Origin of the sequence: Kineobactrum sediminis (assembly GCF_002868715.1) — a bacterium.
GTDB lineage: Bacteria > Pseudomonadota > Gammaproteobacteria > Pseudomonadales > Halieaceae > Kineobactrum > Kineobactrum sediminis.
The window spans coordinates 524,959-538,575 of sequence record NZ_PKLZ01000003.1; the positions used below are offsets into that span (position 1 = coordinate 524,959).

The following is a 13,617-nucleotide window of genomic DNA, read 5'->3' on the forward strand; positions in this document are numbered from 1 at the left end:
TTATTGTCATAATTACCTCATCTAATAGGGGCCAGACGCAGGCAAATGAGGATAATGTGACAAATGAGTGAACGCCAGGTACTGATCGTCGATGATGAATTCGCAATTCGCGATATGCTGCGCATGGCGCTGGAACTCTCCGGGTTCCGCGTTCTTGAAGCGGAAAATATACGTGACGCCTACACACTGATAATCGATGAGCGGCCCGACCTGGTATTACTGGACTGGATGTTGCCCGGTGGCAGTGGGCTGGAGCTGCTCCGGCGCATCAAGGGCAACGAAGTCACCCGGGAATTGCCGGTGATCATGCTGACCGCAAAAACGGCGGAGGATAACCTGGTCCAGGGGCTGGATGTAGGGGCCGACGATTATATTACCAAGCCCTTTGCACCCCGCGAGCTCATGGCGCGTATCACGGCGCTGTTGCGGCGGATGCCCGGCGGTGAACACCTGGAGAAGTTGCAGGTGCAGGACCTGGTACTGGACGGCGACAGCCGTCGTATATTTCTCGGTGAACGGGCCCTGGAAATGGGGCCAACGGAGTTCAATCTGCTGCAGTTCTTTATGTCTCATCCCGAGCGGGCCTATAGCCGCAGCCAGTTGCTGGACCAGGTCTGGGGTGCCAATGTCTATGTCGAAGAACGCACCGTGGATGTTCACATCCGACGCTTGCGCAAGGCCCTGCAAACCCCGGACAACGATTACAGCGACCTGATCCAGACCGTGCGCGGTACGGGGTATCGCTTCTCGGCGCGGGGAACAGCCGCCCGGTGAGCGACAGCGGTAACTGGTGGGGGCCATGGCGTCGCCTCGTGCTGCTGGTGGCGTTCGCCTGGCTTGTGGGATGGTTTCTCGGGGCGCCGTCCCTCATCCTGAGCCTGGGGCTGTTGGCACTGCTGGGGTACTGGCTGTATCAGTTGCAACAGTTGTATTCCTGGCTTATCGGTCCCGAAAAACCACCACCCGATGCCCCCGGCATCTGGGGTGATGTTTATAGCCGGTTGTATCGGCGCTGGCGCGAGGTGGGCGAGCAAAAGGCGCTTTTGCACTCGCGGCTGGATTACCTGCAGGACTCGCTGTCCTCCATTTATGATGGTGCGGTCATGGTCACTGCCTCAGGTGCGATCGAATGGAGCAATGCAGCGGCAGAGCGCCTGCTTGGGCTGCGCTATCCCGGCGATCGCGGCCACAATATGCTGAACTTGGTGCGCCTGCCTGAATTTCACGATTACTTTGTGGCCGGGGACTTTCAGGAGCCGCTGCGGGCGTGGTTCACCTCTGGCCAGGAGCGGTTCCTGCTGTTTTCCGTCACCTCCTTCGGAGGAGGCGATCGGCTGGTATTCGTTCGGGATACTACCCGCGAGGAGAGGCTGGAGCAGATGCGACGGGATTTTCTGGGTAATGTGTCCCACGAGTTGCGTACGCCGCTGACCGTTATCAGCGGTTACGTGGATACGATCCTGGGCAATCCGGGATTATTCAACGAGCGCCTGCAGCGGCCGCTGCAACAGATTGCACAGCAGGCGCAACGTATGGAGGCGCTGCTCAAGGACCTGTTGTGGCTCAATCGTATTGAGGGCCCGGCCAGTGGGCGACACCTCGAGCTGGTGGATATGGGCGGGTTGCTGCACGAACTCCGGGAGGAAGTGCGCACGATACACCCCCAGCGACAGCTGGACCTGCAGCTGGACACTACTGATAAGGTACTCGCTGACTATCGGGAACTGTACAGCGCCGTCTCCAACCTGGTTCTCAACGCTTGCAAATACAGTGCCGATGAGGGTCTTGTTACCATAAAGTGGCATCGCTCGGGTGACAAACTGGTGTTGTCGGTGGAGGACCGGGGTGAGGGTATTGATCCCGTGCACCTGCCGCGACTCACCGAGCGTTTTTATCGAGTGGATAACAGCCGCTCTTCCCGGACCGGAGGCACCGGGCTGGGCCTTGCCATCGTCAAGCACGTTGCTGCCAGCCACAATGCCGAGCTGCATATTGACAGCACGCTCGGTGTGGGTAGTACGTTCACCTTGATATTTCCCCGCTCAGGTACCGACTAAAACGACCCTGTTGCGAAATGTAGATGTTCTCTGTCATTTTTTTGTAACAAAAATAATTTCAAGACACCCGATAAACGGTAACATTGCCGTGCGCAAAACAAGGGGTGTATTTATGCGAACTTATCTGGCCGCCAGGGCGGCATGTATTGTGTTTCTGTTCTCCGGTAGCGCTGCCGCTGCAGTAAGCGAAGAGGAATTTGCCCAGCTTCGGGCGGAAATGCTGCGCCTGGCGGAACGGGTCGGGGTGCTTGAGGAAGAAAACCGCGAGCTGCGGCAAGTGGCCGAGGCCACGGTGTCGGAAGTGCAACTTGCGCGCACGGAAGCACAGGAGGCGGGCCGTACCGTTGAAGAATGGGCGCCGGGCACGACGTTCAGTGGCGACTTTCGTTACCGCTACGAGGAAATTGACGTCGAATCCCGCGATATTCGCAGCCGGCACCGGTTGCGCGCCCGTTTCGGTGCAGTGGCCCGACTGTCTAATGATGTCGAGATCGGCCTGCGGCTCGCCGCCGGCAGCGAAAGCCCGGTGAGTGGCAACACCACGCTGGGTAGTGGCGGCACCTCAAAAGACCTGTATCTTGACCAGGCCTATGCAAAATGGCGCCCGTTCAATGGCGCCTACGTGACAGCCGGCAAAATGAAAAATAACTTCTATCGTCCCGGGGGCGCCGGGCTGGCCTGGGACTCTGACTATACCCCTGAAGGCCTGGCTTTTGGCTGGTCCGGCGAGCAGTTGTTCATCAACGCCGCTGCCATTGGTCTCGAGAGCGACAGCAGGCGTGATAACCACACTTTTTATTACGGCTTGCAGGGGGGCGCGCGCCTGCCTGTAGGGGACACTGTGTCAATTACTGCCGGGGCCGCTTATTTTGACGTGCCAGTACAGGGCGAAAGCTCTTTCTTTGGCGATGCCGATGATTTCTTTGGCAACAGTTTCAACTGCACCGATGCCGACAATTGCGCTTACCTGCTCGATTATGAAGAGCTCGAGCTGTTTGCCGAGCTGACCTATTCCGGCTTTGCGATGCCGCTGAACTTTTACGCTGACTATATCCGTAATCTTGATGCAGATACCTATGATACCGGTTGGCTGGCCGGTGCACGCCTGGGCAAAGCCAGTGCGGCCGGCAGCTGGCAGGTGGGCTATCAATACGAAGATGTTGAGGCAGACTCGGTACTGGCCCTGTTGCGGGATTCCAACGTGGGTGGTGGGGGTAGTGATATCCAGGGCCACAAGCTGTTTGGAAGTTATGCGGTAGCTCGCGACTGGACGGTGGGTTTCACCGTGTTCGTGGACAATGATGCCGGGGAAAATCGCACGGGAAGTGGTACTGACTATGACCGGGTTGTGTTCGATACCATTTTCAAATACTAAATGGCACGGCCGGCCACATAATTTGCTTTGGCCCGGTGCCGGGTTAGAATGCCGGACCAGACCCCGCGCAGGCCAGCAGGTTACTTCGCCCGCTGTGAGTTCGCAGGGTTCCATCACTATTTGCAGGATAACCCATGAGCCGCTTCTGGAGTGACGTCACCCGGCGTCTGACGCCCTATGTGCCCGGTGAGCAACCCCGGCACGAGCGTCTGATCAAGCTGAATACCAATGAATCGCCGTATCCGCCATCGCCTGCAGTAGTGGCGGCAGTGCAGCAGATCGAGAGTGACGCGCTGCGACGCTATCCCGATCCCGAGTCTGCCCGGTTACGTCAGGCTTTTGCCGATTATCACGGTCTGCATCCTGACCAGGTATTCCTTGGTAACGGTTCGGACGAAGTGCTGGCCCATGTGTTCCAGGGTTTGTTACAACAACAACGGCCTCTGCTGTTCCCGGATATCACTTACAGTTTCTACCCGGTCTGGTGTGAGCTCTATGGCATCCGTTATGAGCGGGTGCCACTGGGCGCGGATTTCAGTATTGATACCAGCGCCTTCGCCCGCCCCAACGGCGGCATTATTGTGCCGAACCCGAATGCGCCCACCGGGCTGCTGCTGAGCCTGGCGCAAATACGCGCACTGGTGGCCGCCAACCCCGATAGCGTGGTGGTGATCGATGAAGCCTATATTGATTTCGGGGGTGAATCCGCGATTACCCTGATCAACGACTTCGACAACCTGCTGGTTGTGCAAACCCTCTCCAAGTCCCGGGCCCTGGCGGGGTTGCGGGTGGGAGTGGCCTTCGGCCAGGCAGCCTTGATCGACGGCCTGCAGCGCGTCAAGAACTCGTTCAATTCCTATCCGCTGGACGCTGTGGCCCAGGCCGCCGTGCTGGCGTCGCTGGCAGACGAGGACTGGTTCCGCGAGTGTTGTGACAGGGTTATCGCCAGCCGGGAGCGCCTCACCCGCGGCCTGGAGGCCCTGGGGTTCAGTGTGCTGCCTTCGGCCGCGAACTTTATCCTGGCCAGCCCGGGCAACGACCGCGATACCGGCGCGCTGTTTCTCGCTCTGCGCGAGCAGGGCATCATAGTGCGCTACTTCGACAAGCCGCGCATTGCCGGTTATTTGCGGATCACGGTTGGCACTGATGCCCAGTGTGACGCTCTGCTGGACGCCCTGCCGGCACTGCTGTAACGCGGCTGCAGGGGGGGGCGGTGTTAAATCCGCTGCAGGATCACACTGCCGATACTGTAACCGGCGCCAAAAGAGCACAGCACGCCCAGGTCGCCGGCCTGGAAATCAGTGCGGTGCTTGTGGAAGGCGATGACGGAACCTGCAGAGCTGGTATTGGCGTATTCATCGAGAATGATGGGTGCTTCTTCCGCTGTGGCGTCACGCCCCAGCACCTTGCGTGAGATCAGCTGGTTCATGCTCAGGTTGGCCTGGTGCAGCCATAGCCGCTTGAGTGCCTGTGGCGCGATATCCAGCTGCTCCAGTTGCTCGCTGATCTGCCTGGCCACCGCCGGGCACACCTCCTTGAAGACCTTGCGCCCTTCCTGCACAAACAGCTTGTCGGCGGCGCCGATACCCGATTCATCGGCGCGGTTGAGAAAGCCGAAGTTATTGCGGATATTGTTGGAAAACAGGGTTTGCAGTTTGCTGTCCAGAATACGGTAACAGTCGTCAGCGGTAGCGGTGTCCTGGCGTTCAACGATAATGGCCGTACACACATCGCCAAAAATGAAATGCGAGTCGCGATCGCGAAAATTCAGGTGGCCGCTGCAGATTTCGGGATTGATAATCAGTACGCAACGTGCGCTGCCGGTGCTGACTGCATCCCGGGCCTGCTGGATGCCGAACGTAGCGGAAGAGCAGGCTACGTTCATGTCAAAGCCGTAACCCCGGATGCCCAGTGCATCCTGGATCTCGACCGCGATAGCGGGGTAGGGGCGCTGCAGATTCGAACACGCCACAATGACGGCATCGATATCGGCAGCGGTTTTACCGGCCTGGGACATTGCTTCACGGGCGGCCGCGACACCAATTTCACACTGTATCGAGGCTGCGTGGTCCGGGCGTTCGGGAATCAGCGGCACCATGCGTTCCGGGTCCAGGATCCCCGCCTTGTTGATCACGTAACGCGACTTGATACCCGAGGCCTTTTCAATGAATTCTGCCGAGGAGGGTTGCACGGGCGCCTGCTCTCCAGCGGCTATGGCATCGGCATTGGCCGCATTGGCCAGTTCCACCCAGGCATTGAACGAGTGCACCAGCTCCTCGTTGCTGATGGATTCTGCCGGGGTGTATAGCCCGGTGCCGCTGATAACAATGTCAGTCATTGAGTGCCGTAACCTGTAATGAGTGGCGATGTGCCAGTGTAACCAAAAAAAGGCCGCAGTGCGGCCTTTTTTCCAAAGGGTCAGGGTGCTTTCAGCGGCCGTCAATGGACACATAGTCCCGTTGCGGATAGCCGGTGTAGAGCTGCCTTGGGCGACCGATACGATAGCTGCCACTGATCATCTCGTGCCAGTGCGCAATCCAGCCCACCGTGCGGCCAACCGCGAAGATGACGGTAAACATGCTGGTGGGGATACCGATAGCCTTGAGGATGATGCCGGAGTAGAAATCGACATTGGGGTACAGTTTGCGTTCGATGAAGTAGGGATCTTCCAGCGCGATCTGTTCCAGGCGCTTGGCAATCGCCAGCAAAGGCTCGTTGTCTATGCCAAGTTCTGCCAGCACTTCATCCGCTGCTTCTTTCATCACCTTGGCGCGGGGGTCAAAGTTCTTGTAAACCCTGTGGCCAAAGCCCATCAGGCGGAAGGGGTCGTCCTTGTCCTTGGCCCGGGAGACAAACTCGTCAATCCTGGAGACATCACCGATTTCCTCCAGCATTTCCAGTACCGCCTCATTGGCGCCGCCGTGGGACGGTCCCCAGAGGGCGGCGATGCCGGCTGCGATGCAGGCGAAGGGATTGGCGCCGGAAGAACCCGCCAGGCGTACGGTAGAGGTGGACGCATTCTGTTCGTGATCGGCGTGCAGCAGGAAAATGCGGTCCATGGCCTTGGCCAGCACCGGGCTGATATTGCTGGGTTCGCAGGGATTGCCGAACATCATGTGGAGGAAGTTCTCGGCGTAGCCCATGCTGTTGTCGGGGTACATGAAGGGCTGGCCGACGGAGAATTTGTAGCTCATGGCTGCCAGGGTGGGCATTTTGGCGATCAACCGGAAGGCCGCCACTTCGCGATGGTTCTCATCGGAAATGTCCGTGGAATCGTGGTAGAAAGCCGACAGTGCCCCGACGACCCCACACATGATGGCCATGGGGTGGGCATCGCGGCGGAAACCGTTAAAGAACGTGGAAATTTGTTCGTGGACCATGGTATGACGCTTCACGGTGCCGACAAAATGCTCTTGCTGGGCGGCGTTGGGCAACTCGCCATAGAGCAGCAGATAGCAGGTTTCCAGGTAATCGCTGTTTTCCGCCAGCTGGTCTATGGGGTAGCCGCGATGCAGCAAAACACCCTGTTCGCCGTCGATATAGGTAATCTGCGATTCACAGGCAGCGGTGGAGACGAATCCGGGGTCATAGGTGAACAGGCCCTTGCCGGTCAGGGCGCCCACATCCACTACATTGGGGCCCAACGTGCCGGAGTAAACCGGTAATTCGATGCTGCCATCTAACCCGTCTACCGTCAGTGTCGCTTTTTTGTCACTCATATCTGGTCCTGCATTGTCTTTCTTTCGGGGGGGCCAACTATAGAGTTTCGGGAGATTTTGTCAATGAATCGGGCGCTATTTGCACGTATCGCCCCGTTCCGAACACTATTATCCGGCATTGTCCAATCCGGAGTTAGGCGACGTTCGTTACATTCACCCGGTCACGCAAGCCCCGGGGCCGCCAGTTTGTATTTGAACGAGCAACTGCCTATAATTCGCCGCGCTTTCTCCGCTTGCCTGCGTGGACGGCACGAACGCCGCGCTTCAGCAGCGGCCCCCTTTAATCGCCCCTGTGGCGCTCGTAACGGTGGTACCTGATGTGAAAGACAATCGTCCCGTAAACCTGGACATCGGCAGCATGAGACTGCCCATTACGGCGTGGGCTTCCATTACTCATCGTGCATCCGGTGTGTTCCTGTTTGCCGCCATGGCGTTTCTGATCTGGGCCCTGGATATGAGCCTGCGTAGCCCGGAAAGTTTCGCGGCCCTGCAGGATATCCTGACCAGCCCCGTCGCCCGGTTGATTCTCCTGGTGATCATGGCGGCGCTGATTTATCACTCCCTGGCGGGTGTCAGGCACCTGGTCATGGATTTTGGTATCGGCGAGTCACTTGAGGGCGGCACCTTCAGTGCGCGTCTCGTTATCGTGCTCTCGATTGTACTGACACTGCTTGCGGGGTTATGGATATGGTAACTGCAGTAACAAGTCTGGGCCGGAATGGCCTCGCCGACTGGCTGATACAACGTGTGACTGGCGTTATCCTGCTGGCCTATTTCCTGTTCATAGCCTGGGCAATTGCCGGCGGGGTGGATTACCCTAGCTGGAAGGCACTGTTTGAGCAGACCTGGGTAAAGGTGTTCAGCCTGATGGCGCTGCTGTCTCTTGCAGCGCATGCCTGGATAGGGCTGTGGGCGGTACTCACCGATTACCTGACCGAACGTCTGATGGGATCTACCGGCAATTTTCTGCGTATAACAAGCCAGCTGGTGATCGCCCTCGGTATTTTTATCTATGTGGTCTTGGGCGTACAGATCCTCTGGGGATATTGAATTATGACAGCATTGCGTACAATTTCGTTTGATGGAGTAATCGTTGGCGGTGGCGGCGCGGGTATGCGCGCAGCACTGCAGCTGGCGCAATCAGGCTATAAAACAGCCGTAATCTCCAAAGTGTTTCCCACTCGCTCACACACCGTGTCGGCCCAGGGCGGTATTACCTGTGCGATCGCCAGTGACGATCCCAATGACGACTGGCGCTGGCATATGTACGACACCGTCAAGGGCTCCGATTATATCGGTGACCAGGACGCCATAGAATACATGTGCAGTGTCGGCCCGGAAGCCGTATTCGAACTCGAGCACATGGGGCTGCCATTCTCGCGCACGGAAGAGGGCCGCATTTACCAGCGTCCCTTCGGCGGCCAGTCAAAGGACTATGGCAAGGGTGGCCAGGCTGCGCGCACCTGCGCCGCGGCCGACCGCACCGGCCACGCCCTGCTGCATACGCTGTACCAGGGCAATATCAAGAACGAAACCGTATTCCTGAACGAGTGGTACGCCACTGACATCGTCAAGAACCAGGACGGATCCGTTGTCGGGGTGATGGCGATTTGCATCGAAACCGGTGAAACAGTGTATGTAAAGGCGAAGGCTACCGTGTTCGCTACCGGTGGTGCGGGGCGTATCTATGCATCCACGACCAATGCGCACATCAATACCGGCGACGGTATTGGCATGTCCCTGCGCGCGGGTTTCCCGGTGCAGGACATCGAAATGTGGCAGTTTCACCCCACCGGCATCTATGGCGCCGGCACCCTGGTGACCGAAGGTTGTCGCGGTGAAGGTGGTTATCTCATCAATAAGGATGGTGAGCGTTTCATGGAGCGCTATGCGCCCAACGCCAAGGACCTGGCCGGTCGCGATGTTGTCGCCCGCTCCATGATCCTGGAAATCATCGAAGGTCGTGGCTGTGGCCCCGACGGCGATCATGTCATGCTGAAGCTGGATCACCTGGGTGAAGAAGTACTGGAGTCGCGCCTGCCGGGTATCTGTGAGCTGTCGCGTACCTTTGCCCATGTCGACCCGGTGAAAGAGCCCATCCCCGTGGTCCCCACCTGCCATTACATGATGGGAGGGATTCCCACCAATGTGAACGGCCAGGCTATTACGGTTGATGCGGCGGGCAACGACCATATCATCCCCGGCCTTTATGCCTGCGGTGAAGTGGCCTGTGTGTCGGTGCATGGCGCCAATCGCCTGGGCGGCAATTCGTTGCTGGACCTGGTGGTGTTTGGCCGGGCGTCGGGCCTGTTCATTGAAAAGGCCCTGCGCGAAGGTATTGATATGCGCGATGCCTCCGAAAGTGATATCGAGCAGGGCATGTCCCGGCTCAACAAACTGGAAGCGGCCACCGGCACCGACAAGATCCCCGATCTGCGCAAAGAGTTGCAGAACATCATGCAGAATTACTTCGGTGTATTCCGCAAGGGCGAGTTCATGCAGGAGGGTGTCAGCAAGCTGGCCGAACTGCGTGGTCGTATCGAGGGCGCCGCACTGCCCGACAAGAGCATGACGTTCAATACCGCGCGTATCGAAGCCCTGGAACTGCACAATCTGCTGGAAGTGGCGGAAGCCACGGCAATTACCGCAGAGGCGCGTACGGAAAGTCGCGGCGCCCACGCCCGCGATGATTTCCAGGAACGCGACGACGAGAACTGGTTGTGCCACTCCATGTATTACCCCGAAGACAAGCGGGTCGGCAAGCGCGGTGTGAATTTCAAGCCGCGTACTGTTCCCACGTTCGAGCCCATGGCGCGGACTTATTAAGAGGTTATGGAAATGCTGCAAGTGAGTATTTATCGTTACAACCCGGAAACCGACCAGCAGCCCTACATGGAGGATTTCGAGTTCGATACCCAGGGTCGCGACCTGATGGTGCTGGACGTGCTGGAGCAGCTCAAGGCGCGCGACAGCTCGGTAACCTATCGCCGGTCCTGCCGCGAGGGTGTGTGCGGTTCCGACGGCGTCAATATCAACGGCAAGAATGGCCTTGCCTGCATTACGCCGCTGTCGGCCACAGTGCGCAAGAACAAGCTGGTGATCCGGCCACTGCCGGGCCTGCCCGTGGTACGCGACCTGGTCGTGGACATGAGCATGTTCTACGCACAATATGAAAAGATCCAGCCGTTTCTGCAGAACAATACGCCGGCACCTGCCATTGAGCGTCTGCAGACCCCGGAGGATCGCGCCAAGCTGGACGGCCTTTACGAGTGCATCCTGTGCGCCTGTTGTTCCTCCAGTTGCCCCTCTTTCTGGTGGAACCCCGACCGCTTTGTCGGCCCCGCCGGATTGCTGCAGGCCTATCGCTTCCTGGCGGACAGTCGCGATACCGCAACGGATGAGCGCCTGTCACGGCTGGACGACCCGTTCAGCGTGTTTCGTTGCCATGGGATCCAGAACTGTGTCAATGTGTGCCCCAAGGGTCTCAACCCGACCCGCGCCATTGGCCACATCCGCACCATGTTGTTAACGCGGGCTACCTGAACCAACAACGAGGCAAGACCAGCCGGGTCAGTGCCGGCCTAATACAACCCCGGAAGGGTAATGATGGAACATAGTTCGATGGAGCTCTTGCGCAAGAGCTCGCACATCGCAGGTGGCAATGCCACTTACGTTGAGGATTTGTATGAATCCTACCTCCTGGACCCCAATGGCGTCCCGGAGCAGTGGCGAGAATACTTTGAAAAGCTGCCCCGGGTGGAATCGCCCCACGGCACTTTGCAGGATGTCCCGCATTCGATTATCCGCGATCGGTTTGCCCAGATCAGTAAAATGCGAGTGCGCACCGAGGCTACAGTCGCACACGACTCCCAGGCGACCGAGTACGAGCGCAAGCAGGTAAGAGTGGTGCAGCTGGTATCGGCCTATCGCCAGCGTGGTCACCAGAAAGCCAGTCTCGATCCCCTCAGCCTGCACATGCGAGACCCGGTTCCCGACCTGGACCTGGGGTTTCACAAGCTGTCTACCGCCGACCTGGAGACCGTGTTCCAGACCGGCAATATGTATATCGGCAAGACCGACGCCACCCTCGGTGAGATTGTCGAATCGCTGGAGCGTACTTACTGCCATACCATTGGCGCCGAGTTCATGCACATCGTGGATACGGAGCAGCGGCACTGGATCATGCAGCGCATGGAGTCGGTGCGTTCCGCTCCCAATTATTCGGATGATATGCGTACCCAGTTGTTGCGCAGCCTGATCAAGGCCGAAGGCCTGGAAAAGTCCCTCGCCTCCAAATATCCCGGTACCAAGCGCTTTGGCCTTGAGGGCGGCGAGTCACTGATCCCGATGCTCTCGGAAATGGTTCAGCGCAGCGGCTCCTATGGTGCCAAGGAAATCGTTATCGGTATGGCCCACCGCGGCCGTCTCAATGTACTGGTGAACATCTTCGGCAAAAACCCATCCGACCTGTTTGCCGAATTCGAAGGCCGTGTGGTTTACGACAAATCCGGCGATGTCAAGTATCACCAGGGGTTCTCATCCAATGTCATGACCCCCGGCGGTGAAGTGCATCTGGCGCTGGCGTTCAACCCCTCCCACCTGGAGATTGTGTCGCCGGTGGTCGAAGGGTCGGTACGCGCCCGGCAGGACCGGCGCAGGGACCCGGTCGGCAATACCGTAGTGCCGATTGTTATCCACGGTGATGCAGCGTTTGCCGGCCAGGGTGTGGTCATGGAGACTTTCCAGATGTCCCAGACCCGGGCCTACAAAACCGGTGGTACCCTGCACATTGTACTCAACAACCAGGTTGGCTTTACCACCAGTGATCGCGAGGATGCGCGCTCCACTGAATACTGTACCGACATTGCCAAGATGGTGCAGGCACCGATTTTTCACGTGAACGCCGATGACCCGCAGGCGGTCCATTTCGTGACCCAGCTGGCGGGCGACTTCCGCAATACGTTCCACCGCGATGTGGTCATCGACCTGGTGTGCTACCGCCGCCGTGGCCATAACGAGGCAGATGAGCCATCGGTGACCCAGCCACTGATGTACGAGCGCATCCGCAAACAAAAGACGACCCGCGATCTCTATGCCGCCGAACTGATAGCGCAGGGGGTGATCACGGCCGAAGAGGATGAGCGCCTGGTGAACGGCTACCGGGAGTCTCTCGACCGTGGCAAGCCCTTGGTCAGTGGGCTGGTGTCGGAACCGAACCCCAGCCTGTTTGTCGACTGGACACCCTACCTGGGTCACGAGTGGAACATGGAGTACGACACCTCCATGGACCTGCAGGCGTTACAGGCCCTGGCTCACGATATCAACGTGGCTCCCGAGGGATTTCCCCTGCAGCGCCAAGTGGCCAAGATTCTGGAAGACAGGCGCAAGATGGCCGCCGGTGCACTGGCGCTGAACTGGGGGGCGGCAGAGACCCTTGCTTATGCCACGTTGCTGCAGGCCGGCTATCCGGTGCGCCTGACCGGCCAGGATGTGGGTCGCGGCACCTTTTCGCACCGCCACGCGGTACTGCACAACCAGAAGGACGCCAGCCGGTATATCCCACTGCAGCACATCAGGGAGGACCAGGCCGATTTCTGTATCCTTGATTCCCTGCTTTCGGAAGAAGCCGTTCTGGCTTTTGAATACGGCTACTCCACGACGTCCCCCACCGGGCTGGTGATATGGGAAGCGCAGTTCGGTGATTTCGCCAACGGGGCACAGGTGGTAATTGACCAGTTCATTACCAGTGGTGAGCACAAATGGTCGCGCCTGTGCGGGCTGACCATGTTGCTACCCCACGGTTACGAGGGGCAGGGCCCGGAGCATTCCTCGGCCCGTCTGGAGCGCTTCCTGCAGTTGTGCGCCGAGCACAATATCCAGGTTTGTGTGCCGACCACCCCGGCTCAGGTGTACCATATGTTGCGCCGCCAGGCGATCAGGCCGGTGCGCAAGCCCCTGGTGGTGATGTCGCCCAAGAGTCTGCTGCGCCATAAGGAGGCGGTATCGTCGCTGGAAGATCTCGCCGATGGCCATTATTATAATGTGCTGGATGAGACCGACCCCATCGATAAACAGGCCGTTGCCAGGATTATCCTCTGTAGCGGCAAGGTCTATTACGACCTGCGGGCAGCGCGGCGCGAGCGCGACATTGATAATATCGCCATCGTCCGCCTGGAGCAGCTGTACCCGTTTCCGGAGGCCGAGCTGCTGGACGTGCTCAGTGGTTATCCCAATATCACCGAGGCGGTGTGGTGCCAGGAAGAGCCGCAAAACCAGGGCGCCTGGTATTCGAGCCAGCACCACATGCGGCGGGTACTGTTTTCGCATCGTACCGGGGTGTATTTGAGCTATGTGGGGCGGGAGCCGTCCGCGGCGCCGGCAGCGGGTTACATGGCACTGCACCTTGCACAGCAGGAAGAGTTCATTAATGAAGCCCTGGCACCTGTTGTGCCACGGCAAAGATAAG

The 13,617-nt window shown here is 58.7% G+C and carries 11 protein-coding genes; 9 read left to right on the forward strand and 2 right to left on the reverse strand.

Going from position 1 to position 13,617, the window contains the following annotated elements:
- Nucleotides 1-63 precede the first annotated feature (63 nt).
- The 4 genes from phoB (at nucleotide 64) to hisC (ending at nucleotide 4,625) form a co-directional block, all read left to right on the forward strand.
- A complete protein-coding gene (gene phoB / locus CWI75_RS07635; RefSeq protein WP_101520871.1) occupies nucleotides 64-774 on the forward strand; it encodes a phosphate regulon transcriptional regulator PhoB in 711 nt (236 codons plus the stop codon).
- Nucleotides 771-2,057: a phosphate regulon sensor histidine kinase PhoR gene (gene phoR, locus CWI75_RS07640; RefSeq protein WP_101520872.1), complete on the forward strand. Its 1,287-nt coding sequence runs from the start codon at nucleotides 771-773 to the stop codon at nucleotides 2,055-2,057. The genes phoB and phoR overlap by 4 nt, the downstream gene beginning before the upstream one ends.
- Nucleotides 2,058-2,169: 112 nt before the next feature.
- The gene (locus CWI75_RS07645) at nucleotides 2,170-3,432 is read left to right on the forward strand and encodes a putative porin (protein ID WP_101520873.1); all 1,263 of its coding nucleotides are present in this window, start codon (nucleotides 2,170-2,172) and stop codon (nucleotides 3,430-3,432) included.
- A 134-nt stretch (nucleotides 3,433-3,566) separates the two neighbouring features.
- The gene (gene hisC / locus CWI75_RS07650; RefSeq protein ID WP_101520874.1) at nucleotides 3,567-4,625 is read left to right on the forward strand and encodes a histidinol-phosphate transaminase; all 1,059 of its coding nucleotides are present in this window, start codon (nucleotides 3,567-3,569) and stop codon (nucleotides 4,623-4,625) included.
- 23 nt (nucleotides 4,626-4,648) lie between these two features.
- On the opposite strand, the gene CWI75_RS07655 is transcribed toward hisC, so the two are convergent.
- Both CWI75_RS07655 and gltA read right to left on the reverse strand, forming a co-directional pair.
- Complete coding sequence (locus tag CWI75_RS07655; RefSeq protein ID WP_101520875.1) at nucleotides 4,649-5,770, reverse strand: beta-ketoacyl-ACP synthase III; 1,122 nt, start codon at nucleotides 5,768-5,770, stop codon at nucleotides 4,649-4,651.
- Nucleotides 5,771-5,861: 91 nt separating this feature from the next.
- On the reverse strand, nucleotides 5,862-7,151 hold the full coding sequence (gene gltA, locus CWI75_RS07660; RefSeq protein WP_101520876.1) for a citrate synthase: 1,290 nt from the start codon (nucleotides 7,149-7,151) through the stop codon (nucleotides 5,862-5,864).
- A 319-nt stretch (nucleotides 7,152-7,470) separates the two neighbouring features.
- Here gltA and sdhC point away from each other — a divergent pair, with 319 nt between their 5' ends.
- From sdhC to CWI75_RS07685, 5 genes are all read left to right on the forward strand, one after another.
- Nucleotides 7,471-7,845, forward strand: a complete 375-nt coding sequence (gene sdhC / locus CWI75_RS07665) for a succinate dehydrogenase, cytochrome b556 subunit (protein ID WP_101520877.1) — start codon at nucleotides 7,471-7,473, stop codon at nucleotides 7,843-7,845.
- Nucleotides 7,839-8,201 (forward strand): succinate dehydrogenase, hydrophobic membrane anchor protein, encoded by a 363-nt coding sequence (gene sdhD, locus CWI75_RS07670; protein ID WP_101521022.1) that lies wholly within the window; start codon nucleotides 7,839-7,841, stop codon nucleotides 8,199-8,201. Before sdhC ends, sdhD begins: the two co-directional genes overlap by 7 nt.
- 3 nt (nucleotides 8,202-8,204) lie before the next feature.
- Nucleotides 8,205-9,977 carry a succinate dehydrogenase flavoprotein subunit gene (gene sdhA, locus CWI75_RS07675; protein ID WP_101520878.1) on the forward strand — a complete coding sequence of 591 codons (1,773 nt, stop codon included), beginning with the start codon at nucleotides 8,205-8,207 and terminating at the stop codon, nucleotides 9,975-9,977.
- A gap of 12 nt (nucleotides 9,978-9,989) precedes the next feature.
- The gene (locus CWI75_RS07680; RefSeq protein ID WP_101521023.1) at nucleotides 9,990-10,694 is read left to right on the forward strand and encodes a succinate dehydrogenase iron-sulfur subunit; all 705 of its coding nucleotides are present in this window, start codon (nucleotides 9,990-9,992) and stop codon (nucleotides 10,692-10,694) included.
- Between the two features lie 63 nt (nucleotides 10,695-10,757).
- Nucleotides 10,758-13,616, forward strand: a complete 2,859-nt coding sequence (locus CWI75_RS07685; RefSeq protein WP_206604672.1) for a 2-oxoglutarate dehydrogenase E1 component — start codon at nucleotides 10,758-10,760, stop codon at nucleotides 13,614-13,616.
- The last annotated feature ends 1 nt before the right edge of the window (nucleotide 13,617 follow it).